This window comes from Aeromonas sp. LsrichE-8G (assembly GCF_022869435.1).
GTDB classification, from domain to species: domain Bacteria; phylum Pseudomonadota; class Gammaproteobacteria; order Enterobacterales; family Aeromonadaceae; genus Aeromonas; species Aeromonas caviae.
This window is the reverse complement of record NZ_JALIHH010000012.1, coordinates 69,687-92,656: the sequence shown is the minus strand read 5'-3', so window position 1 is coordinate 92,656 and position 22,970 is coordinate 69,687. Positions and strand designations below refer to the sequence as shown.

Genomic DNA, 22,970 nt, shown 5'->3' with positions numbered 1-22,970 from the left:
AAACTACCCGATGCACACGAGTGTGCTGGAAGGGGTGAACAACAAGATCAAAGTGATAAAGCGTATGGCATATGGATTTAGGGACTCAGAATACTTTTTTCTGAAAATCAAGGCGGCCTTCCCCGGAAAGCCGCGATGAACCTCAATTTTGCCCGGGAGACGGAGGCTGCCTTCCTCTTCTATCGCGAAGTGTTCGGCGGTGACTTCAGCAGCCCCATCCACAGGTTCAAGGAGTCCCCGGGTTGCCCGGGCCAGCCCCCTTTATCGGAGGAAGACGGGGAGCTGGTGATGCATGTGGCCCTGCCCATCCTTGGGGGTCACGTGCTGATGGGCACTGATGCTCCGGCCAGCATGGGGTTCACCCTGGTGCAGGGCAACAACAGCTACCTCAACCTGGAGCCGGACAGCCGGGGTGAGACCGATCGCCTGTTCGCAGCCCTGGCCGAGGGAGGCAAGGTGGAGATGCCGCTGGCGGAGATGTTCTGGGGTGACTATTTCGGATCCCTGGTGGACAAGTTCGGCACCCACTGGATGTTCAACTGCCAGAGCAAGACCTGACGGCAGATCTGCAATGAAAAGGGCGCCATGGCACCCTTTTCATCTTTATTTCCCATCACTGTCCCTATTTGCTGCGCCTGCCACCTGCGCTGGTATGCCCCGGGCATGGGATTGCCGTGCGCTGCGCTGCCTTATGACGTGCGACCCACCATGTCAGCGGGGATCACCCAGGCATCGAACTGCTCCGCGCTGAGGTAGCCCGAGGCAATGGCCGCCTCCCGCAGACTCAGTCCCTGATGGTGCGCCCGCTTGGCGATCTCGGCCGCCTTGTCATAGCCGATATGGGGGTTAAGGGCCGTCACCAGCATCAGGGAGCGGGAGAGCAGATCGTCGATCCTGGCCTGGTTCGGGGTGATGCCGACGGCGCAGTGGTCGTGGAAGCTCTGCATGCCGTCCGCCAGCAGCCGCACGCTCTGCAGGACGTTGTAGGCGATCATGGGCCTGAACACGTTGAGCTCGAAGTTGCCGCTGGCACCGCCGATGTTGATGGCCACATCGTTGCCCATCACCTGGGCGCAGAGCATGGTGAGGGCCTCGCTCTGGGTCGGGTTGACCTTGCCGGGCATGATGGAGGATCCAGGCTCGTTCTCGGGGATGAGCAGCTCCCCCAGCCCGCTGCGGGGGCCGCTCGCCAGCCAGCGCACGTCGTTGGCGATCTTCATGAGGGAGGCTGCCAGCGTCTTGAGCGCACCGTGGGCGTGAACCTGGGCGTCACTCGCCGCCAGGGCCTCGAACTTGTTGGGGGCGCTCACCAGCGGCAGGCCGGTCTGCTCGGCCAGGGTCCTGGCCACCGCCTCGGCAAAGCCGGGAGGACAGTTGAGGCCGGTGCCTACGGCGGTGCCGCCGAGCGCCAGCTCGCACAGATGGGGCAGGGCGGCCCGTAGATGGCGCTCCCCCTGTTCAAGCTGGGCGACCCAGCCGGAGATCTCCTGGCCCAGGGTGAGGGGAGTGGCATCCTGCAAATGAGTGCGGCCAATCTTGACGATGTGGTCGAAGGCGGCGGCCTTGCCTGCCAGGGTCTGCTTCAGGGCTGCGAGGGCTGGCAGCAACCGCTGCGTGATGGCGGTGACCGCCGCCAGGTTCATGGCGCTCGGAAAGACATCGTTGCTGGACTGGCTCTTGTTTACCTCGTCGTTGGGATGCACCAGCCGCGCTTCCCCCCGGGGGCCGCCGAGCAGTTCGCTGGCCCGGTTTGCCAGCACCTCGTTGAGGTTCATGTTGGTCTGGGTGCCGGAGCCGGTCTGCCACACCATCAGGGGAAACTCGGCGTCGTGCAGGCCGCGCAGGATCTCGTCGGCGGCGGCCATGATGGCCTGGGCCTTGCGGGCCGGCAGCAGCCCCAGGGCGTGGTTGACCCGGGCGCAGGCGGACTTGATGCGGGCCAGGGCATGGATGATCTCCATGGGCTGGCGCTCCCCCGAGATGTTGAAGTGATGCAGGGAGCGCTGGGTCTGGGCCCCCCAGAGCCTGTCCGCCGGGACGGCTATCTCCCCCAGGCTGTCCCGCTCCATCCTGATATCCATGACGTGTCTCCTGCCGTTGAGGTGGTGGCACCCAGCATGAACCCAAACGGCGGCCGGGGCCAGCTTGCACATGGATACGCTTCGCATATAATAAGTAAAGCTTACTATATAGGTTGCATATCATGAACAAACAACCGGACACCCTTGGCTTTCTCATCGGCGACGTCCAGCGCCTGATGCGCCGCCAGTTCCAGCAGCAGCTGGAGGGAAGCTGCCTCACCCTGGCCCAGGCCAGGGCTCTGGTGCACATTGCACGCAGCGAAGGGATCCGCCAGGTGGATCTGGCGGAGCGGCTCGACATCCAGCCCATCACCCTGGCCCGTCAGCTCGATCAGTTGGCGGAGAGCGGCCTGGTGGAGCGGCGCAGCGACCCCCATGACAGGCGGGCCTATCAGCTCCATCTGACCGAAGGGGCCGCCCCCTATCTGGCGATGATCAAACAGGCGTCCGATCTGGTGCATCAGAGGGCCATCGGCGAGCTGGGGGAGGAGGCGACCGAGGCGCTGTGCCGCTCCCTCAAGATCCTGCGTGCCAACCTCGGCCACCTCTGATGCTTTCCTGTGATGCCAACCAACGTGGAGCCATATCATGACCACTGATTCCCCCTCTTCCTCCCGTCCCGCCGCCAACCGGCGCCGCACCCGCCTGCTGTTGCTGGTGGTGGTGCCGGCACTGGCCCTGATCGGGGCGGGCGTTATCTACCTGCAGGGCGGGCGCTATGTGGAGACGGACAACGCCTATGTGAAGGCGGACAAGGTCCCCATCAGCACCGAGGTGCTGGGCCGGGTGGCCAAGGTGTTCGTCGAGGAAAACCAGCAGGTCCGGGCTGGCCAGCCGCTGTTCGAGCTGGATCAGGAGTCCTTCCGGGTCGCCGTGGCCAAGGCCGAGGCGGAACTTGCCAAGGTGCGCACCGATCTGGTGGCGCTGCAGACCAGTTATCGCGGCCAGCAGGCGGAGATCGCCGTGGCCCGCACCCGCCATGCCTATGCCCTGAAGGAGGAGCATCGCCAGGCGGATCTGGTGACCAGGCACTTCACCTCCACCGCCAATTACGACGATGCCCGCCAGCTCACCATACAGACCGCCCAGCAGCAGGTGGCGCTGGAGGAGGGGCTCAAGAAGATTGAAGCCTCCCTCAGCGGGGACGTGAACCTGCCGGTGGAGCAGCAGCCCGCCTATCAGGAGGCCGCGGCCGAGTTGGCCAAGGCCAGGCTGGATCTGGCTCGCACCACCATCTATGCCCCCGCCAACGGCATCGTCAGCCAGTTGCCCAAGCCCGGCCAGTACAATCTGGTGGGCATGACCGCCATGATGCTGGTGGAGACCGACACCCCCTGGGTGGAGGCGAACTTCACCGAGACGGAGCTGACCCATGTGCAACCTGGCCAGAAGGTGGACATCAGTGTGGATACCTACCCCGATGCGCACTGGACCGGGGTGGTGGAGAGCCTGAGCCCGGCCACAGGCTCCGAGTTTTCGGTGATCCCGGCCCAGAACGCCACCGGCAACTGGGTCAAGATCGCCCAGCGGGTGGCAGTGCGGATCAAGCTGGATTCGGGAGCGGATCTGCCCACCCTGAGGGCGGGTCTGAGTGCCACCGCCGAGATAGACACCGGCCATCAGCGCACCCTGCCTGGCCTGTCAGGTCGAGGTTGATATGACGAGCGCAGCCACAGGGCAGGCAGACCAGGCTTCCCGTCGCACCTTCATCACCCTGTCGGTGATGGTGGCGACCATCATGCAGGCGCTGGACACCACCATCGCCAACGTCGCCCTCCCCCACATGCAGGGAGCCATGGGGGCGACCCAGGATCAGATCTCCTGGGTGCTCACCTCCTACATAGTGGCGGCCGCCATCTTCATGCCGCTGACCGGTTTCATCTCGGCAAGAATTGGCCGCAAAAGGCTGTTCATGTGGTCGGTGGCGGGCTTTACCGTTGCCTCCATGCTGTGCGGCGCGGCCCAGAGCCTGGATCAGATAGTGCTGTTCCGCCTGCTTCAGGGGATCTTCGGTGCCAGTCTGGTGCCCCTCTCACAGGCGGTGCTGCTGGACACCTATCCGCCAGAGAAGCACGGCTCCGCCATGGCGCTCTGGGGGATAGGGGTCATGGTGGGCCCCATTCTGGGGCCGTCGCTAGGGGGCTGGCTCACCGAGTACTACAACTGGCGCTGGGTCTTCTACATCAACCTGCCGTTCGGCCTGCTGGCCTGGTTCGGACTTGCCGCCTTCATCGAGGAGACGAAGATCGATGCCAGCCGCCGCTTCGATCTGCTGGGGTTCGCCCTGCTGAGTCTCGGCATCGGGGCGTTGCAGATGGCGCTGGACAGGGGAGAGTCCCAGAACTGGTTCGCCAGCCGGGAGATCGTCATCGAGACCGCCCTGATGGTGATGGCGTTCTACCTCTTCGTGGTGCATATCTTCACCCACCCGCACCCCTACATAGAACCGGCCCTGTTCCGGGATCGCAACTTCAGCGTCGGTCTGCTCTTCATCTTCATCGTCGGCATCATCTTGCTGGCGACCATGACGCTGCTGCCTCCCTTCATGCAGGGGCTGATGGGTTACCCGGTGATCGACGTGGGTTACCTGCTCGCCCCGCGCGGGGTGGGCACCATGGTTGCCATGATGCTGGTGGGCAGGCTGTCGGGCCGGGTGGACGCCCGTTACCTCATCCTGTCAGGGCTGCTGCTCACCAGCTTCTCCATGTGGGAGATGACCCTGTTCAACACGGACATCGGCAGCTGGGACATAGTGCGCACCGGCATCATCCAGGGGCTGGGGCTCGGCTTCATCTTCGTGCCCCTCTCCACCATCACCTTTGCGACCCTGGCGCCGCGCTATCGCAACGAGGGGACGGCGCTGTTCAGCCTGGTGCGCAACATCGGCAGCAGCATCGGCATCTCGGTGGTGATCACCTATCTGGCCCAGCGATCCCAGATGAACCACGAGGCGTTCGCCGCCTACATCACCCCGTTCAATGTCAACCTGCATCAGGGCGGGGGCATGGCGGAGCTGATGACGCCGAAGGGGCTGGCCATGATCAACGGCGAGGTGACCCGGCAGGCCAGCCTGCTCGCCTACCTGCAGGATTTTCGCCTGATGATGTGGGTCAGCCTGTGCGCCGTGCCGCTGGTGGTGTTGCTGAGGGCTCCCGGGCGCAGCGGCTCTCGGGAGGAGATGGCCATTCTGGAGTGAATCACGAAGGGGCGAGCAACAAAGAAAGAGGGATGGCGCAGGCCATCCCTCTGTCGTTTGGCAGGATCAGCGTGCCGGCGTGAAGGGGGTGAGCGCTGCCAGAGGCGCAGCGTCCCCGTATTCCCGGATGGGTTCGCCGTGCTTGAAGATCTTGAAGGTCTCGCCCCGGGCACTCCAGTACTCGATGTGATTGCCGCCGATCTGCAACAGGCTCGCCTCGCGCAGGGCCACCACGGATTCGCTCGGGTTGATGGCGCAGAATTCGGCCAGACGCTCGTCCCGGGTCTCCCCCATGTGGCCGCTGATGCTGGCGTCCAGATAGTGAGGGTTGATCTGCACGGGGAAGAGCCCCAGCGCAGGCAGCACCACGGCGCTGCACACCGGCATGTCGTTGGTGGTGCGGATGCTGGGGGTGGCCACGTTGCAGCCGGCGCTCCAGCCCACATAGGGCACGCCCCGCTCGCGCACCGCACGCTGGATGGGTACCACCAGACCATACTCGTGCAGCCGCTGGTTCAGGAGCCAGGTATTGCCGCCGCTGATGAAGATGGCGTCGGCCCGGTTGATGGCATCCACCGGATCGTCGAAGTGATGGATGCTGATGGCGTCCACCCCCAGACTCTCGGTGAGCTCCCGGGCGCGGGCATCCCAGTCGCAGCGGATCACCGCGTAGGGGATGAGCAGGATGCGCTTGACCTGGTTGCGAGCGAGCAGGGTTTGCACCCGGTCGCGGGCCCAGCCGAGCAGGCCGGGGTGTTCTGTGGTTTTACCGTTGCTGAGCAGAAGCAGTTCCATGATGTGTCCTCGAAACAAGGCGCAGGACCCGAGCGATCCTGGTGAAGAGAAGAGGGCACTCTACCGCCATCGAAGCGCCAAATGTGTGATCCCTGCCCGTTTTGTACGGTTGCAAGCCACTCAGAGTTGTTCGTTCACCTGCGCGTAGCGCAGCAGCATCTCGGCGAGGGAGTTCACCGCCAGGCGTTTCATCAGGCTGGCGCGGCACACCTCGACGGTGCGCACCGAGATGCAGAGATCCTGCGCTATCTGCTGGTTCTTGTGGCCCCGGGCGATGAGCTGCAACAACTGGCGTTCGCGCGGGGTGAGGCGCTCAAAGGCGGCCAGCTGGGCGAGGCGGGTGGCCGCCGCCTGCGTCGCCTGATCGGCCCGCTCGATGGCGGCGAGCAGGGGGGCCAGCTGCACCGGCTTTTGCAAGAAATCCACCGCCCCCAGCTTGAGGGATTCCACCGCCAGTGGGACCTCGCCGTGGCCGGTGAGAAACAGGATGGCGATGGGGCTCTGGGCCGCCTTCAGCCGCTGCTGGACCTCGGGGCCAGAGAGCCCCGGCATGCGGCAGTCGAGAATGAGGCAGGCGGGCTGGTGCAGATCGACCTCGGCCAGGAAGCGCTCGCCATCGGTAAAGCTGAACAGCTGTCGCTCGTCGCAGCTCTCCAGCATGTAGCGCAGGGAGTCGAGCACGGCCTCGTCGTCATCGACCAGATAGAGCGGGGGGCGGGAGGGAAACGTCATCTCAGTTACTCGGTGTTGGATGGTGGGTGGGGGTGGCTGAGGTGTGATCCTCGGGTGGCGGCACGGGCAGGGTGACCCGGGCCAGGCAGCCGTGGGGGCTCAGGTTCTCCAGGCTGAACTGGCCGCGATGGCTCTCGACCACCTCCCGGCAGATGGCCAGCCCCAGCCCCATGCCGTCCGGCTTGTCGCTGTAAAACGCCTGCTGCAGTTCGGTGGCGGGGACGCTCAGGCCAGCGCCGTTGTCGCGGATCTCCAGCAGCAGGCTCTGCGCCTCGAAGGCGATCAGCAGCTCGACCCGGGCAGGCGCCTGCGCCGCTGCTTGCGTAGGGGGGTGAGCAGGGGAGTGAACAGCGGGGTGCGCACTCTTCGCTGCACTCTTAGCTGCCCTCTGCGCCGCTCTCTTCGCTGCACTCTCGGCGCCATTCTTGATGAGGTTGACCAGCAACTGCTCCATCCCGGTGCCATCCAGAGGGAGTCGGCGCGGCTGGCCCTGCCAGTGCAGGGTGAAGGCGACGTCGAGGGGCGCCAGCATCTGCTCCAGCAGGGGGCGCAACTCCGCCACCAGGGTGAGCAGGTCGCAAGGCTCGACGCGGGGAGGGCGCTTTTGCAGTCGGGCCCTGAGCCGGTTGACGGTCTGGGTGATGCGCTGGACCTGGCGCCCTATCTGCTCCAGGGCCTGACGCAGGGAGGCCTGGGCGGCAGACTGGGCCGGATCCTGTGCCAATCTGTCCAGTCTCAGCAGTGCCCCCTGGCTGTAGTTGGCGATGGCGCTGAGGGGCTGATTGATCTCGTGGGCCACGTTGGCGCCTAGCTCACCCAGTTCGGCGAGTCGTCTGGCCTGTGCCAGTTGGCGTCCCTTCTGCTCAAGCTGGTGGCGGGCTTTGAGCAGCCGGCGCTGGCTGCGGTTGAACAGGTATTGCAGCAGCAGGTGGTGGCCTCCCAGCAGCAGTACCAGCGCCAGGGCGCCCCATCCCCACTGCTGATGCTGGCGCAGCCAGTGCCAGGCCGCTTGCCACCAGGGGCCCTGCAGCGGGTGGCGATCCAGCGCCTTGAGCAGGCGGTCGATGGCAAGCTCGCTGGTGGGCACGGTCCAGCCCGCCGAATCGGCGGCGATGGCCGCCTCGCTATCAGAGGGCAGGTCGAACAGCGCACGAGTCACCGCCAGTGCCAGCGCGGGGGAGGCCCGCTCTGTCTTGGCGAAGGACCAGTTGGGGTAGAGCCGGGTCGAGCTCTGGCAACCAAAGCCGGCCGGCGCCTGATCGTCCAGCACCCGAAACGCTCCCCTGGCGACCTTGCCCTCCCGCTCCATGCGCTCCAGCTGGCACACCGGTATGATGGCGGCGGCCACCTCCCCTGCCGCCAGCCGCTCGATGAGCCGATCCAGTGGAAATCCGGTGAACTGCACGGTGGAGAAGAAGCGCTCCAGCCTGACCCCCTGTTCGCCCGCCTCGAAGCGATAGGCGAGGTAGCCGCCGAAGGCGTTCTCCGAAACGGCTGCGACCGCTTGCCCCTCGAGGTCACGCCAGTGTCGGTAGGGGGCCCGGGCGGGCACCACCAGCGCCGCGCCGATGGCGAGATTGTCCCCCCCGGCCGGGCTCTTGAGGGTGGCGAGCCAGGCCAGTGGGTACTGGCGCGCCAGACTCACCGACTGGCCCGGGTTGGTGATGACGAAATCGAGGTGCTCGCGGGCGACGGCCTCGGCCAGTTCATCGAGCCCCAGCGGATGCAGCACGAAGCGATGGTCGGGCACGCGCAGTGCCAGCCAGCGCAACAGCGGTTGCCACTGGGCTCTGGCCAGGGCCGGGCCGCGGGTTGCCAGCACGCCGATGCGTATCGGCTCGGCCATGGTCTGCACCGGCGTGGCCTGGGATGGGGCGGATTCCTGTCGGACTGGCGCTGGTGAAGAGGGGGTCGGGGCGGCCTGCACCCGCAGCGGCAGGGCTGACAGGGCGAGCCAGAGCAGCAGGCTGAGCAGGGGCAAGGGGACTGGGGCGTGCAGGGGGCTCTCCTCTCGGTGCAAAGGGGGCAGTCTATCACCGGGACGTGCGCTTGCACGCGAACGGGGCCGGGAGGAGCAGCAAACGCCGCCCCGGTCACAGTTCAGCAGGGCTGGGGCATTTTTTATTGCGCTGGATCAACCCGGCTCCCGGTATGTGGAAAACCACAATAGAGGCGACTTCCTGCGTTGAGGACAATCGGCCCGACCCCTTTCAAGCCAGCTCAGCAGAAGGAAAGATGCCATGGAGCCCAGCAAGCGCCGATTGTTATCCGGGATCGCCGCCCTCACCGCAGGGGCGGCCCTGATCCCCGTCACCCAGGTTCAGGCGCAGTCCGTTCCCGCTCCCCGCAACGGGCGGGCGGCCATCAGCCGGGGGGACGGGCGCAAGCGTTACGGCATGCTGATCGACCTGCGCCGCTGCATCGGCTGTCAGGCCTGCACCGTGGCCTGCACCATCGAAAACCAGCCCCCCCTCGGCCAGTTTCGCACCACGGTGAGCCAGTACGAGGTGAGCGACGTGGCCGCCCTCGAGGCTCCCGCCTCCCTCTTGATGCTGCCAAGGCTCTGTAACCACTGCGCCGAGCCCGCCTGCCTCGATGTCTGCCCCACCGGCGCCACCTTCCAGCGCGATGACGGCATCGTCGTGGTCAACAACGACTGGTGCGTCGGCTGCGGCTACTGCGTGCAGGCCTGCCCCTATGACGCCCGCTTCATCAACCACGAGACCAACACCGCCGACAAGTGCACCTTCTGCGCCCATCGGCTGGAGGCGGGGCTCTTGCCCGCCTGCGTCGAGAGCTGTGTCGGCGAGGCGCGCATCATAGGCGATTTGAACGACCCCAAGAGCCGGATCAGCCGCTTGCTGCGCGAACACGAGTCGGCCCTCAAGGTGCTCAAGCCGGAGGCCCATACCCAGCCGCGGGTCTTTTATCTCGGCATGGACGAGGCCTTCGTCAGCAAGGTCGACGGCAACCCGGCCCTGCGCACCCTGCTCACCGACGATGGCAAGGAGATAGCCCATGGTCATTAACGAACTGTTGGCCCCGGCTCAGCCCATCACCTGGCTGCCCTGGGCGGTGCAATATTTCTTCCTCATCGGCCTTGCTTACGGGGCCCTCTGGCTCGGCGCGTTTGAGCTGTGGCGCAAGGCGCCGGCCCCGCGGCTGCAGACCCTGGCGGCGGTGCTGATGGTGGCGGCCGGTCTGGTGGCTCCCATTGCCCTGACCGCGGATCTGCACCAGCCGGCCCGGGCCTGGCACTTCTATGCCCAGACGCGCTTTGGCTCCGTCATGTGGTATGGCGCCTATCTGCTGCCGCTGTTCAGCCTGCTCTCCATGCTGCTCGGCTGGCTGCTGCTAAGGCCAGCCCTGGCCCGGCGTGGCGCAGAAGGGGACAAGATCGCCCGCCTTGCCCGGCTGCTCTGCCTGGGAAGCTGGTCGGGGCACGTTTGGCTGCGGCCCCTCTCCCTGCTGGCGGCCCTGAGCGGGCTCAGCATCGCCCTCTACACCGGGCTCGAGACCATGGCGGTGGCGGCGCGCCCGCTCTGGCATACCCCCTGGTTGCCCTGGCTGCTGACCCTGAGCGCTGTGCTGGGGGCCCAGAGTGCCCTGCTGCTGCTCAACCGCTTGCTGGCGGGCTGGGGTGCCCAGACCGAGTCGACCCTGCTGCGCCAGAGCGGCTGGACGTTAGGCCTGCTGGCGCTCTCCCTGCTGGGCTGGGCCCTGTTTGGCGGCGCCTCGGCGGCAGAGGCCGCGGCCCTCTATCGGCTCGACCCGAGCTGGCGGCTGGCGGCCCACTGGCTGTTGCTGACCCTGGGGCTGGCCAGCCTGCTGATGCTGCTGCGGCCCAGGATCTCTGCTCGCCTGTCACTCTGGGGGTTGGCGCTGCTGGGGCTGCACCTGGTGTGGGGCCTGCGCTGGCTGGTGCTCATTCAGGGGCAACTCGCGCCCAAGTACGGGGCCGGCGTCTATCTCTATGAAATCGCCTGGGGGCCGGCCGGTGTGCTCGGCATTCTCGGCACCTTCGGTCTGTTGCTGGCCCTGCTGGTAGCCCTCTCGGAGCTGGTGCGCTCCTCTGTTTCCCCCGCCATCAAGGCATCCACTCCTTTTGCACGCGAGGCACTCTGATGGATCACAGCAAACGCAAGTTTCTCAAGGGCGCCGCCATCGCCGGAGGTACCGGATTGTTCGTCGCCGGTTACAGCGACACCCTCAAGCAGGTGGCGAGCGGCCTTGCCACCGGTAGCTCGGGCCAGCCGACCCGGGATCCCATCCATGGCAACTCGCTGGCCGTGGAGTACCGGGTTGACGAGCAGGGGGAACTGCACCCCAACCCGGCCCAGCGGGTTGCCAACACCATGTGTCTCGGCTGCTGGACCCTGTGCGGAGTGCGGGCCCGCATCGACAACGAGCGCGACCAGATAGTGCGGATCCTGGGCAACCCCTATCACCCCCTCTCCGCCCGCCATCACATCGACTTCAAGACCCCGGTCAAGCAGGCGCTGCTCGCCACCAGTGGCTACCAGGAAGGGGGGGCTGGACGGGCGCTCCACCGCCTGCGCCCGGGGCAACGCCATGCTCGAGCAGCTCGACAGCCCGCAGCGAGTCACCCGCTGCCTCAAGCGGCTGGGGCCCCGTGGCAGCGGCCGCTGGCAGAGCATCCCCTTCGAGCAGCTGGTGGCCGAGGTGGTGGAGGGGGGGGATCTGTTTGGCGAGGGCCAGGTTGAGGGGCTGCGGGCCATTCGCAACCTCGCCGAGCCGCTCGATCCGGCCAACCCGGAGTACGGCCCCAGGGCCAACCAGCTGCTGGTGAGCAACGCCTCGGACGAGGGGCGGGATCACTTCATCAAGCGCTTCACCTTCAACAGCTTCGGCACCCGCAACTTCGCCAATCACGGCGCTTACTGCGGTCTGTCGTTCCGGGTCGGGGCCGGCGCCCTGCTGGACGATCTGGAGAAGAACGCCCACCTCAAGCCGGACTGGGACGAGAGCGACTTCCTGCTGTTCATGGGCACCTCGCCCCAGCAATCGGGCAATCCCTTCAAGCGCCAGTCCCGTCAGCTGGCGGCGAACCGGGCGCGGCAGGACAAGCCGTTCTCCTACGTGGTGGTGGCCCCCAGCCTGCCCAACACGGTGAACATGCCGTCCTCCCCCGCCAACCGCTGGCTGCCCATCCGCCCTGCCACTGATTCCGCCCTGGCCATGGCCATGCTGCGCTGGATCATCGACAACCAACGCTACGCCGAGCCCTTCCTGACTGCGCCCAATGCCGCTGCCGCCGAGCGAGCCGGCTATCGCGGTTTTTGCAACGCCAGCCATCTGGTTGTCTGCAACGAGGGGCATCCGCGCTTTGGCCAGATGCTGCGGGCCAGCGATCTTGGCTTGTCCTTTGAGGGGGAAGCCTACGGGGAGGGGGACGCCATGCTGGTAGAGGAGGCGAGCAGCGGCGAGCCGAGACCCGCCGGCCAGTGTGAGCGGGCCAATCTCTGGGTGGATCGCCCCATTCAGGGCCCCAAGGGGGAGCTGATGGTGAAGAGCAGCTTCCAGCTGCTGGCCGAGGCGTGCCGGGAGCACTCCCTCGCGCAATACAGCGCCGAGTGCGCCGTGCCGGTGAGCGATATCGAGGCGCTGGCGCGGGAGTTCACCAGCCACGGCGCCCGCGCGGCAGTGGTTTCCCACGGCGGTACCATGAGCGCCAATGGCTTCTACTCGGCCTGGGCCATCATGATGCTCAACGTCATGATTGGGAACTTGAACGCCCGGGGCGGCGCCGTGGCGAGTGGCGGCAAGTTCGAGCCCTTCGGGGCGGGGCCGCGCTACGATCTGGCGAGCTTCCCCGGCATGGTCAAGCCCGCCGGGGTCTTCCTGTCGCGATCCAAGTTCCCCTACGAGAAGACCTCCGAATATCGGCGCAAGCGCGAGGCGGGCCAGAACCCCTATCCGGCGCAAGAGCCCTGGTTCCCGATCTCGGGCCCCTTGCTCGGCGAACACCTGACTGCGGCGGTGAACGGCTATCCCTACCGGCTCAAGGCCTGGATCAACCACATGGGCAACCCCCTCTACGGTCAGGCCGGGCTCGCCAAGGCCATAGGCGAAGAGCTCAAAGACCCTGCCGTGCTGCCGCTCATTGTCAGCATCGACAGCTTCATCAACGAGTCGTCGGCGCTGTCGGACTACCTGGTGCCGGATACCCTGACCTACGAGTCCTGGGGCTGGGCCACCGCCTGGCACGGGGTGATGACCAAGGTCTCCACCGGTCGCTGGCCCATCGTGGAGCCCCGTGTCGCCAAGACCGCCGAGGGAGATCCTGTCTGCATGGAGTCCTTTTTTATCGCGGTGGCCAAACGGCTGGGGCTGCCGGGCTTTGGCGAGGGGGCGCTCAAAGGGGCGGACGGCAAGTTGCACGGTTTGAACCGGGCGGCGGACTTCTCCCTCTACGGCGCGGCCAACGTCGCCTATCTCGGCGAGCCGGTGCCTCCTATCGGGCCTGAGGATCTTGCCTGGTCCGGGGTGGAACGGATCCTGCCGGTGCTGAATGCCACCCTGAGTGCGGAAGAGGCGGGCCGCGCCGCCTATCTCTTCGCCCGTGGCGGGCGCTTCGAGCCGGCGGCCAAGGGGCGCGACGAAGCGGGTCAGCCAAGCAAGCGCTGGCCCAAGCCGCTGATGGTGTGGAACCCCGAGGTGGGCAGCCGCCGCCACAGCCAGAGCGGGCAGTTCTTGAGTGGCACCCCGCGCTTCTTCCGTCCCCAGCTGGCGGACGGCACGCCGCTCAATGAGGCGTTCAAGCCGGCCCAGTGGCCGCTGCTGCTCACCAGCTACAAGTCCCACACCATGAGCTCCATGAGCATCGGCTCGGATCGCCTGCGCCAGGTGAACCCCAGCAACCGGGTGCGGCTCAATGTGCAGACGGCGGCGCAGCTGGGCATCGAGAGCGGGGACAGGGTGCGGGTCAGCACCCCGGATGGCAGCGTGATCGGGGTGGCCGAGTGCGTGGCCGGGGTGCAGGCCGATGCCATCGCCATCGAACACGGCTTCGGCCACAAGGAACTGGGGGCGCGGGAACACTGGATAGACGGCCAGAAAGTGGTCGCCAATCCGCTGCGCGGAGCCGGGGTCAATCTGAATGACTTGGCGGTGCTGGATCCCAGCCGCCATGGCCGCTACCCCCTGGTGGACTGGGCCATCGGCTCGTCGGCCCGTCAGGGGCTGCCGGCCCGGGTGGAGAAGCTGGTATGACAAACCAATGAAAACGGGGCCTGCGGGCCCCGTTGCTTGTCTGCTCTGCGTCACTGTCACAGTGTGACGTCGACCCACACCAGGCGGTGATCCGAGCTGACTCCCTTGGCGATGCCGAGCTTGGCGTCATACACCAGGTGGTAGCCAGGCTCGAAGCTGGCCGGCCAGAACACGCCGGAGGCGACCGCGTTCAGGTTGGCGGAGGGCAGCACGTGGTCGAGCTGCAGACCGCTGCTGCTGGTGATGCGCTCCGGGGTGGGGCGGTTGTTGTTGCGCTTGCACTGATCCGGCTGGCTGGCGAGGCACTCGGGGCCACCTTGGCTGACCGGGATCAGGGCGCCGTTGGTGACGGCCTGATTGACCAGAACATGGTTGTGCAGCGCCTGAATGGCGGTGAGATCCCCATCGCCAATCTGGGGATCGGCGTTGAGATCGCCGGCGATGACGAACTTGGCGCCCTCGGCCAAGCCACCGGCCTTGCCGGCGTCATCCACCATGTAGCCAGCCCCTGCCACATAGTCCTGCCAAAAGGCTATCTCCGCACGGTTGCGTTTGACGTTGTGGCGCGCCGCGTTGCCGAAGATGGGCGGGGTCGGGTGGGAGATAAGGAAGTGGAGCACCTCCTCCCTGTCTCCCTGCCTGATGCGCACCGGTACGTCGGCGTGGTTCTTTGAGGAGAGGGGGAGCGCCTGCCAGGCGGCGTCGTCATACCAGGCATCGCCACACTGGCGGCCGCTCGGGATCGGTGCCCTGGGGTTGTGGCAGTCGTCGATGACGGGGTTCGCTTCGCCCGGCATCTCCTTCCACTTGAATGTCTGGAAGGTGCGGATCTGTTTGGTATCGATGGGATACCGGGACATCACGGCGAAGGCGTACTGGCCGTGGTAGTTGCCAAAGCCCCAGGCGTCGTCCGGCCCGTTGTTGACCTTGCCGTCCAGGTTGAGGTCATGGCCGCTCATCAAACCGGTGTTGGTGGCGAAGTTCTGCAGCACCGGATAGCTGATGGCGGTCACCTCGTCGTGCTGGGCATGGGCCAGGTAGTTGTCGTTGAAGGCGTTGAGGTCCGTGGTGTCGCTGCCCTTGCCGTCATTGTCGAATTCGCTCAGCAGCAACACGTCCGGCCGGGTGCGCTGGATGATTTCGGCGATGTTGCGGATCTGCTGCAGGTCGAGGGCCTTGGTCTTCTCGGCGCCGCTCAAGGTGCCGTCGGCGAGGCGGGCCAGCAGGGCATCCTGCTCGGTGCGGGTCAGGGCGAGCTCTTCCCCCAGCATGCCGGGTGCAGTGCGATCGAAGGCGAGATTGAAGGTGGCAAAGCGAACCATGGCGGGCCTCGGCGTCAGTGTGGCCGGGACAGCCTGCCATCTTTGGCAGGAAAATGGCAGCACCCTGCCGAATTTCATGGGAAAGGTGCCCGGGTTTCCCCCGTGACACGCAAGCGCTCGGCTCAGGCCCAGCGGGAGAGAGGGGAGGGAATGGCGTAGGCGTAGCCCTGCTGGTAGTCGCAGCCCAGCCGGTTCGCCACCTCGATATGGGCCTGGGTCTCCACTCCCTCGCACACCACGGCCATGCCGAGTCGTTGCAGGTATTTCACCAGCCCCGTCAGCATGTTGAGGGCATGGGTGCTGCGTACAGCCTGGAGCAGCAGGGAACGATCCAGTTTCACGATCTCGTAGGGGAGCATCATCAGGCGCTGGAAGTTGCATGCCAGGGAGCCGAAGTCGTCACAGGCGATGTGGGCGCCATGGGCTCGCAACACCTCGATCATCTCCCTGTGCTGGTGCTTGAGCCTGACGTGTTCCAGCACCTCGAACCAGATGGCAATCCCCAGCTTGCGGGCCTGGAGCAGCACCAGCAACAGCAGATTGCGGTAGGTGGGGCTGGAGAGCGCCGGATTGAGGTTGATGGAGAGCGCATAGGGGCCTTTTTGGGCGAGCACGGGCAGATCGCGCATGATGGCCCTGAGCATGACGATATCCAGGTGCAGAGCGTCATCTTCGCCGAGGGCGGCAAAATCGATGCCCTGATAACCCTGGCTGCCGGCATCCCAGCGTCTGGCCAGCACCTCATACCCCTTGACCTGACGATCCTGGCCGATGATGGGCTGATAAAAGGGGACGACGATATCCGCCATGCTGACCATGGCACTCACGGGATACTCTTCTTTGAACGCAAACATGGCTCTCACCTGACGGGAACATGGCTGCGCATCATACAGGGAGGGTCTAAAGGGAGGCTGTAGGAAGAGTCTGATAATGGGCCCTGCTTGGGCGTGGGCAGGAAGGGATCAGGGAAGGGCATGGCCCTGTGCAGGTGCGGTGCCAGCCAGGGGGGCTGCGTGCATGGCCTGGGCAAGCCAGGACCAGTCGAGCATGGGGGAACCCGCCTTGAAGCGCTGATAGGCGCATCCCTGACGGATGGTCAGGAAGAGGGTGCTCGGCAGGCCGAGGCGGTTGAGGTAGCGCACCATCACGTCTCCTTGGTAATCCCGCAGCCGCAGTTGCAGCTCGGGCAGTGTCAGCCCGTGCTCGCGACCCGTTTCATCCCAGATTTCAAACATCTGTGTGCACTCCTTGCGACATGAGGCTCCACTGTTTCTAAAAAGTGCGGGGAGGGCAATTGTCAGATCTGACAGCGCCATATGGATTCTATCCAGAAAAGCGAAAACCCGGCGCGAGGCCGGGTTGTCTGAAGGATGGTGGAGGGAGAAGGATTCGAACCTTCGAAGGCAGAGCCGTCAGATTTACAGTCTGATCCCTTTGGCCGCTCGGGAACCCCTCCACAGGGGCATTGCATATTGTATTCAGGAAGATGGTGGAGGGAGAAGGATTCGAACCTTCGAAGGCAGAGCCGTCAGATTTACAGTCTGATCCCTTTGGCCGCTCGGGAACCCCTCCACGGGGTATTTTCCTGATTTTTACTTACTTGACGCACTTGAATGGTGGAGGGAGAAGGATTCGAACCTTCGAAGGCAGAGCCGTCAGATTTACAGTCTGATCCCTTTGGCCGCTCGGGAACCCCTCCCCAAGTGCGAGGCCGCATACTACCAGATCCGGCAAGGTTGTGAACCCCTTGGCCGCATTCTGACGACAAAAAAGTGTCAAGTGGTCATTTTTTGATATGTTTCGCTCAAAATTCACACTTTTCAATGACTTTTATGTCGCTGCCGAAACGGCGAGGGGGCGTAGGGGGGCTGGCTGCCAGGAGCCACGGGGCTCCTGGCGGATCATGGGGAGCGGGCGCTCGCTCAGGCGTCGGCGGGGCGGGCCTGCTGGCAACCCTGCACCGCATGGGCGATGAGTTCGAGGGCGCTCTGCTCGCAGGGGGGCAGCACCTCGTCGCAACTCGCGATCGGGGTGACGCGATCTCCCCATTTGATGAGGGCGGCGCCCCAGGTCAGCCCGGCCCCGAAGGCGGCGGTCAGCAGGTAGCTGTTCGGCTTGACCCGACCCCGCTCCAGCGCCTCGCACAGGGCGATGGGCACGGTGGCGGCGGAGGTGTTGCCGTACTGCTCTATGTTGACCATCACCTTCTCCATGGGGGCGTTCATCCGCTTGGCCAGGGTCTCGATGATGCGCACGTTCGCCTGGTGCGGCACGATGAGGTCGATCTGCTCGGGGGCGATGCCGGCCTGGGCCAGTACGGTGCCGGTGGCTTCGCCCATGCCGCGTACGGCGCGCTTGAAGATCTCCTGCCCCTCGAAGTTGAAGGTGAAGAGGCCGTCAATGTCGGCGAAACGCACCCGATCCGTACCGAAGTTCGGCACGTGCAGTATCTCCCGCGCTTCGCTGTCACAACCGAGCTTGCTGGCAATCAGGCCGCTCTCCTGCTCGCTCGCCTCGATGATGACGGCGCCAGCGCCATCCCCGAACAGCACGGCGGTGTCGCGCTTGGCCCAGTCCAGCAACTGGGTCAGTCGCTCGGCACCGATCACCAGCACCCTTTGCATCATGCCGGTCTGCACCAGGGAGGTGGCGACCGAGAGGGCATAGACGAAGCCGGTGCAGGCGGCGTTGAGGTCGAACACCGCCGCCTTGTGGGCGCCGAGAGCCTGCTGCACGGCGGAGGCACCATTGGGGACCAGCGTGCCCGGGGTGGCGGTCGCCAGGATGATGCCATCGAGGGCGGCGGCGTCCAGGCCTGCGCACGCCAGGGCGCGACGGCCGGCCAGGGTGGCGAGCGTCTGGGTGCTGACATGGGAGACCCGGCGGGCCTTGATGCCGGTGCGCGGGTAGATCCACTCGTCCGAGGTATCCATGATGGTGCCGAGGTCATCGTTGGTCAGCGAGGCGGGGGGCAGGCATTTTCCCCACCCGGTGATAGTGGCGTATGTCATCTTGTCGTCGCTTGTCGTGATGGCCGCCCTGGGGCGGAAAGTGGCGAAATTATGCCGCACGGGGCGTTCACTGTCATCCTGCGGTCCCCCCAGTGTAAGGGGAGTGGCGGGAGCAAGACCGTGATTTTGCTTAAATTTCCGCTTCTCCTTGCCGTAAGATGAAGGCCCGATCCCGGCGACCCCTTCCCGAGGTGACTCCTGTGCACAAAGCGAATCTCAATCTCTTGCCCACCCTCAAGGTGCTGCTGGAGACCCGCAACATCAGCCGGGCGGCGGAGCTGCTGAACCTGAGCCAGCCCTCCATCAGCAAGCAGCTCGGCCAGCTTCGCAGCGAGTTTGGCGACGAGCTGCTGGTGCGGGAAGGGCAGCGCTGGCTGCTGACCCCGCGGGCCGAGGCCCTGGCGGCCCAGCTTGCCGATTCCCTCGGGGCCCTGGAGCGGCTCTACGAGGCGCCGGAATTTGCCCCCGAGCGCTGCGAGCGGGTGTTTCGGCTCGCCTCCTCCGACTACGTGGCCCAGCACATCTTGCCGGACATCTGTGCGGCCCTGGCGAGGGCCGCCCCCCGGGCGGCGCTGGAGTACAGCCTGTGGGACAAGCGCCAGTTGCCGCAGCTGTGGCAGTCCGAGCTGGATCTGGTCTCCACCATCACCGAGCTGGTGCCGGATCAGATCCGCGGCCTGCATCAGGGGGAGGACAGGCTGGTGGTGCTGATGGGGCGCCATCACCCGCTCTCTGGCATGGCGCTCAGCCTGGAGGATTACCTCGCCTGGCCCCACCTGCAGGTGAGCGGGGGCGGGGACAAGGACAGCCCGGTGGAGCAGGTGCTGGCCCCCCGAGGGCTCTCCCGCCGCTGGTTTGCCCGGGTGCCCTTCTTCCAGGCAGCGGTGGAGGTGCTGCTGCGCACAGACTGTCTGATGACCACCCCGGCCCATATCGCCTGGCAGCTGTCCAGGGAGCATGCCCTGAGTTTTTGCGATCTCCCCTTCGCCACCCGGGTCCAGCAGTATCATCTGCTGTGGCACCAGCGCCACCACCTGGATCCGGCTCACCGCTGGTTTCGCGAGCTGGCCTATCCCTTCCTGCGGGATCACCTGCAATTCACCCTGGGGGAGAGTCGCAAGCAGTTGGCTGGAGGGTCGCAGGCGGGCCACTGATGGCAGCGGGTTGTGCCACTCTATAACCACTGGCTATGGACTCTATTCATAACTTTCACTTCTGGCATAGCGAGCCACCCCCTACCCTGATCCCGGGTGACAACAATCGACACGAAGGAAGAGAGGGTATGGAGCTGACGAGTTGGCTGGCGCTGGCCGCCATTTGCGTGATGGGGGCCATCAGCCCGGGGCCGAGCCTGGCACTGATCATCCGCAATACGGTGCAGGGAGGGCAGGGCCACGGGGTTGCCACTGCGCTGGGCCACGGCCTGGGAGTCGGCATCTATGCGCTGATCACGGCCCTCGGCCTCGCCATCCTGATCACCCAGACCCCGCTGCTGTTCGATCTCATCCGCTACGGCGGCGCGGCGTTCCTCGCCTGGCTCGGGATCAAGGCGCTGCTGGCCAGGCCCGCAGGGGGTGAGGCAGGCAAGGAGGAGGGGCACCCGCCACGGGGACGTCAAGGGGCGTTCGAGGGCTTTATGGTGGCCTTCTTGAACCCCCAGCTCGCCATCTTCTTTATCGCCCTGTTCAGCCAGTTCGTGCACGCCGACACCGGCTGGCGTGAGGGGGGCATCATGATGATGACCGCAGGCGGCATCGATGCGCTCTGGTATGTGCTGGTGGCCCTGGTGCTCTCTCGCGGGCCCGTACTCGCCTGGCTCAAGGCCAAATCCACCGTGATCGACAAGGTGAGCGGCCTGGTGCTGCTGGGGCTGGCCCTCAAGGTCGTGATCTAGCTCCGCGTCGGGTGCCAGCGTAGTCGGCACACTCTCAGGGCCGGGGGATGAGGGCCCGCCAGATGTCCTTGTTCCGGGTCAATCCTGCATTCTGCGGTGATCTTAAGCGGGATCAAGGCGGGGGGCGGGGAGTCTGGCTAGAGTGGCGGCCATTTGCAGCCCTTCGAACCGGACGTTATGCGCGATCAGAACCATCACAACCGCCTGGAGTTGCTGGCCCCGGCCAAGAACCTTGCCTATGGCATCGAGGCCATCAACCACGGCGCCGACGCCGTCTACATGGGCGGCCCCGCCTTCGGTGCCCGCAGCGCAGCAGGCAACAGCCTCGAGGACATCGAGGCGCTGGCCCGCCATGCCCACCGCTTCGGCGCCCAGGTCTTCGTCGCCTTCAATACCCTGCTGCACGACCACGAGCTGGAGCAGGCCCGGCGCCTGACCCATCAGATCTACGAGGCAGGGGCCGATGCGCTGATCGTGCAGGACATGGGGCTGCTGGCGCTCGATTTGCCCCCCATCGCGCTGCACGCCAGCACCCAGACCGACAACCGCACCCTGGAAAAGGTGACGTTTCTGCAGGACGTGGGCTTCTCCCAGGTGGTGCTGGCCCGCGAGCTCTCCCTTGCGCAGATCCGCGAGATAAGCGCCGCCACGAGCGTGCAGCTGGAGTTCTTCATCCACGGCGCCCTGTGCGTCTCCTACAGCGGCCAGTGCAACATCAGCCACGCCCGTACCGGGCGCAGCGCGAATCGCGGCGAGTGCGCCCAGCTCTGTCGGCTGCCCTGTTCCCTGCAAACGCCAGGGGGGGAGGTGCTGGTGGAAAACAGCCACCTGCTCTCCTTGAAAGACATGGATCAGACCGACAACCTGGAGGCGCTGATCGCCGCAGGGATCCGCTCCTTCAAGATTGAAGGGCGCCTCAAGGGGCTCGACTACGTCAAGAACGTCACTGCCTGGTATCGCCAGAAGCTGGACACCATTCTGGCGAGCCGCCCCGATCTGGTGGCCGCTTCCGCCGGTCGTTGCAGCTACACCTTTACGCCGGATCCCAAGAAGAGTTTCAACCGGGGCAGCACCGACTACTTCCTCCATGGCCGACAGCCAGGCATCGACTCGCCGCGCAGCCCGAAATACGTCGGGGAGCCGCTCGGACGCGTCACCAGCGTGACCCGCGATGGCATCGAGATCGACGGCCAGGCCGTAGCCCTCAACAACGGCGATGGCCTCGGCTTCTTCAAGCCGGGGGGCGAGCTGGTGGGGATGCGCCTCAATAAAGTGGAGGAGAAGGCACAGAGCAAGCGGTTACTCCTGTCGGAACCCATGCCCGGTCTCAAGGTAGGCACCGAGATCTTTCGCAACCACGATCAGGCCTTCAGCAAGCAGCTCGAAAAGGGGAGCGCGGATCGCCGCATCCGGGTCGATATGCGGCTATCGGAGTGCGACGAGGGACTGCGGCTCGAACTTGTGGACGAGCAGGGCATTGGTGCCGCCGTCACGCTCCCCTGCGACCAGCAGCCGGCCGACAACCCGGAACGGGCGCTGCAACAGGCCAGGGATCAGCTCGGCAAACTCGGCAACACCCTGTTTGTGGCTCGCCAGATTGAGTTGGCATTCACTCACCCGCTGTTTATTGCGGCTTCACAGCTTAACGGCTTGCGCCGGGAGGGGATCGCCGCCCTGGAGGCGGCCCGTCTGGCTGCCTACCGGCGACCCGAGCGGCGCATTCCCCTGCGAGGCGCCGTTTATCCCCAGCATCGGCTCTCCTACCTCGGCAACGTGCTGAACAGCGCGGCGGAGCAGTTCTTTCGCGAACACGGGGTGGGGAGCATCGCCCCCGCGTATGAGGCGAACAAGGAGGAGCGGGAAGTGGTGCTGATGACAACGAAGCACTGCATTCGCTACAGCCAGCAGCTCTGCCCCAAGGAGATGCCCGGTCTCAAGGCCGAGCCCCTGGAGCTCAAGATGGGCAAGGAGAGTTTCCGCCTGCGCTTTGACTGCCACCGCTGCGAGATGCAGGTGATGGGCAGCCTCAAGGGGTGATGGCCTAGTCCTGTCCCCTTTCCTGGGGGATGCCCGGTGTCAGGTATCCATCACCAGAGTGGGCCATGACTTGGGGGAAGGAGTGTGCTCTTATCATGGGGGGACTGCGAAGAGGGGCTGTCATCTCTCTTCGTGAGAGGCTTGATGCCTTATTCGAGCCTCTATGTCTGTGTTATCACCACAAGGAATGAGGTTTAGACGGATCTATGCTCGCACTCTCGATAGTCAGTCCACACGGGACAAATATCGCGTCAGGTAAAAAGACATTGGAAGTCCGTTCCTGGTGCCCTCCATCTCTGCCTGTTCGTGATTTATTGATCGTTGAAAATTCAGTATTTTTATCTCTCGATATGCCAGTTGATCCTGATGGCAAAGTCGTTGCGATCGTCGACATTGAAGAGGTGCATGAATGGCAACCCGATGAAGTCGCCGCCGCCTGCTCGAGTGGCTGGGTGCCCGGCTACTGGGCTTGGCGTATTGCTAATGTTCGCCCCATTGTGGATGGCTCCGTTGTGCCCGCCCAGCGCAAGCTTTATGAGATTGACCCACAGAGCCTGACGCCGGGCATGAGCTACCAGGTGGCGGACAACGCCGAACCCCATCGCTCCTATACCGAACTGGGCGCTCGCCTCTTTATCGTCGACTGAGCCGCCCTCTTTCCCGCTTCCC

Annotated in this window: 20 protein-coding genes, 3 tRNA genes and 1 pseudogene; 13 read left to right on the top strand and 11 right to left on the bottom strand. The window is 65.3% G+C overall.

Going from position 1 to position 22,970, the window contains the following annotated elements:
* On the top strand, positions 1-139 hold a 139-nt coding region (locus tag MUW49_RS03840), incomplete at its 5' end, for a transposase (RefSeq protein ID WP_210537942.1).
* Positions 136-558, top strand: coding sequence for a VOC family protein (locus MUW49_RS03835; protein ID WP_244812418.1), 423 nt, complete (start codon positions 136-138; stop codon positions 556-558). The genes MUW49_RS03840 and MUW49_RS03835, both read left to right, overlap by 4 nt.
* A gap of 131 nt (positions 559-689) precedes the next feature.
* Here MUW49_RS03835 and fumC read toward each other — a convergent pair whose 3' ends face one another.
* The gene (fumC, locus tag MUW49_RS03830) at positions 690-2,081 is read right to left on the bottom strand and encodes a class II fumarate hydratase (protein ID WP_161470761.1); all 1,392 of its coding nucleotides are present in this window, start codon (positions 2,079-2,081) and stop codon (positions 690-692) included.
* Between the two features lie 122 nt (positions 2,082-2,203).
* Here fumC and MUW49_RS03825 point away from each other — a divergent pair, with 122 nt between their 5' ends.
* Genes MUW49_RS03825 through MUW49_RS03815 form a run of 3 tightly spaced genes read left to right on the top strand, consistent with a single transcriptional unit; the run spans position 2,204 to position 5,277 of the window.
* Positions 2,204-2,632, top strand: a complete 429-nt coding sequence (locus tag MUW49_RS03825; protein WP_045523708.1) for a MarR family transcriptional regulator — start codon at positions 2,204-2,206, stop codon at positions 2,630-2,632.
* Positions 2,633-2,669: 37 nt separating this feature from the next.
* Positions 2,670-3,737 carry an HlyD family secretion protein gene (locus tag MUW49_RS03820; RefSeq protein ID WP_103244376.1) on the top strand — a complete coding sequence of 356 codons (1,068 nt, stop codon included), beginning with the start codon at positions 2,670-2,672 and terminating at the stop codon, positions 3,735-3,737.
* Position 3,738: 1 nt separating this feature from the next.
* Positions 3,739-5,277: a DHA2 family efflux MFS transporter permease subunit gene (locus MUW49_RS03815; protein WP_103858720.1), complete on the top strand. Its 1,539-nt coding sequence runs from the start codon at positions 3,739-3,741 to the stop codon at positions 5,275-5,277.
* 66 nt (positions 5,278-5,343) lie between these two features.
* Here MUW49_RS03815 and pepE read toward each other — a convergent pair whose 3' ends face one another.
* The 3 genes from pepE to MUW49_RS03800 form a co-directional block, all read right to left on the bottom strand.
* Entirely contained in the window at positions 5,344-6,072 is a 729-nt protein-coding gene (gene pepE, locus MUW49_RS03810; RefSeq protein WP_182957197.1) for a dipeptidase PepE, read from the bottom strand.
* 120 nt (positions 6,073-6,192) lie between these two features.
* A complete protein-coding gene (locus tag MUW49_RS03805; RefSeq protein WP_201871794.1) occupies positions 6,193-6,804 on the bottom strand; it encodes a response regulator in 612 nt (203 codons plus the stop codon).
* 1 nt (position 6,805) lies between these two features.
* Positions 6,806-8,785, bottom strand: a complete 1,980-nt coding sequence (locus tag MUW49_RS03800) for a sensor histidine kinase (protein ID WP_201871812.1) — start codon at positions 8,783-8,785, stop codon at positions 6,806-6,808.
* 259 nt (positions 8,786-9,044) lie between these two features.
* Between MUW49_RS03800 and dsrO the strand changes: the two genes are divergently transcribed.
* Genes dsrO through MUW49_RS03780 form a run of 4 tightly spaced genes read left to right on the top strand, consistent with a single transcriptional unit; the run spans position 9,045 to position 14,037 of the window.
* Positions 9,045-9,833, top strand: coding sequence for a sulfate reduction electron transfer complex DsrMKJOP subunit DsrO (gene dsrO, locus MUW49_RS03795; RefSeq protein WP_201871793.1), 789 nt, complete (start codon positions 9,045-9,047; stop codon positions 9,831-9,833).
* Positions 9,823-10,929: an NrfD/PsrC family molybdoenzyme membrane anchor subunit gene (nrfD, locus tag MUW49_RS03790; RefSeq protein ID WP_244812417.1), complete on the top strand. Its 1,107-nt coding sequence runs from the start codon at positions 9,823-9,825 to the stop codon at positions 10,927-10,929. The genes dsrO and nrfD overlap by 11 nt, the downstream gene beginning before the upstream one ends.
* Positions 10,929-11,528, top strand: a complete 600-nt coding sequence (locus tag MUW49_RS03785; RefSeq protein ID WP_244812416.1) for a hypothetical protein — start codon at positions 10,929-10,931, stop codon at positions 11,526-11,528. Before nrfD ends, MUW49_RS03785 begins: the two co-directional genes overlap by 1 nt.
* Complete coding sequence (locus MUW49_RS03780) at positions 11,479-14,037, top strand: molybdopterin dinucleotide binding domain-containing protein (RefSeq protein ID WP_244812419.1); 2,559 nt, start codon at positions 11,479-11,481, stop codon at positions 14,035-14,037. Before MUW49_RS03785 ends, MUW49_RS03780 begins: the two co-directional genes overlap by 50 nt.
* Positions 14,038-14,093: 56 nt before the next feature.
* On the opposite strand, the pseudogene MUW49_RS03775 reads toward MUW49_RS03780, so the two are convergent.
* The 7 genes and pseudogenes from MUW49_RS03775 to MUW49_RS03745 all read right to left on the bottom strand — a co-directional run bounded on the left by MUW49_RS03775 (position 14,094) and on the right by MUW49_RS03745 (position 18,370).
* Positions 14,094-15,399, bottom strand: a pseudogene (locus tag MUW49_RS03775) (endonuclease/exonuclease/phosphatase family protein).
* Between the two features lie 82 nt (positions 15,400-15,481).
* The gene (locus tag MUW49_RS03770; protein WP_049636155.1) at positions 15,482-16,213 is read right to left on the bottom strand and encodes an EAL domain-containing protein; all 732 of its coding nucleotides are present in this window, start codon (positions 16,211-16,213) and stop codon (positions 15,482-15,484) included.
* 108 nt (positions 16,214-16,321) lie between these two features.
* Positions 16,322-16,594, bottom strand: coding sequence for a hypothetical protein (locus tag MUW49_RS03765; RefSeq protein ID WP_049636154.1), 273 nt, complete (start codon positions 16,592-16,594; stop codon positions 16,322-16,324).
* Positions 16,595-16,730: 136 nt separating this feature from the next.
* Positions 16,731-16,815 (bottom strand) — tRNA-Tyr (locus MUW49_RS03760).
* Between the two features lie 31 nt (positions 16,816-16,846).
* Positions 16,847-16,931, bottom strand: a tRNA-Tyr gene (locus MUW49_RS03755).
* Between the two features lie 42 nt (positions 16,932-16,973).
* Positions 16,974-17,058: transfer RNA gene (locus MUW49_RS03750), tRNA-Tyr, on the bottom strand.
* A 223-nt stretch (positions 17,059-17,281) separates the two neighbouring features.
* Positions 17,282-18,370, bottom strand: coding sequence for a ketoacyl-ACP synthase III (locus MUW49_RS03745; protein ID WP_049636968.1), 1,089 nt, complete (start codon positions 18,368-18,370; stop codon positions 17,282-17,284).
* Between the two features lie 200 nt (positions 18,371-18,570).
* On the opposite strand from MUW49_RS03745, the gene MUW49_RS03740 reads away from it, so the two are divergent.
* The 4 genes from MUW49_RS03740 (at position 18,571) to MUW49_RS03725 (ending at position 22,948) form a co-directional block, all read left to right on the top strand.
* The gene (locus MUW49_RS03740) at positions 18,571-19,524 is read left to right on the top strand and encodes a LysR family transcriptional regulator (protein WP_244812415.1); all 954 of its coding nucleotides are present in this window, start codon (positions 18,571-18,573) and stop codon (positions 19,522-19,524) included.
* Between the two features lie 128 nt (positions 19,525-19,652).
* Positions 19,653-20,264: a LysE family translocator gene (locus MUW49_RS03735; RefSeq protein ID WP_041211219.1), complete on the top strand. Its 612-nt coding sequence runs from the start codon at positions 19,653-19,655 to the stop codon at positions 20,262-20,264.
* A gap of 177 nt (positions 20,265-20,441) precedes the next feature.
* Positions 20,442-22,301 carry a U32 family peptidase gene (locus tag MUW49_RS03730; RefSeq protein WP_244812414.1) on the top strand — a complete coding sequence of 620 codons (1,860 nt, stop codon included), beginning with the start codon at positions 20,442-20,444 and terminating at the stop codon, positions 22,299-22,301.
* 206 nt (positions 22,302-22,507) lie between these two features.
* Positions 22,508-22,948: an ASCH domain-containing protein gene (locus MUW49_RS03725; RefSeq protein ID WP_081331948.1), complete on the top strand. Its 441-nt coding sequence runs from the start codon at positions 22,508-22,510 to the stop codon at positions 22,946-22,948.
* The last annotated feature ends 22 nt before the right edge of the window (positions 22,949-22,970 follow it).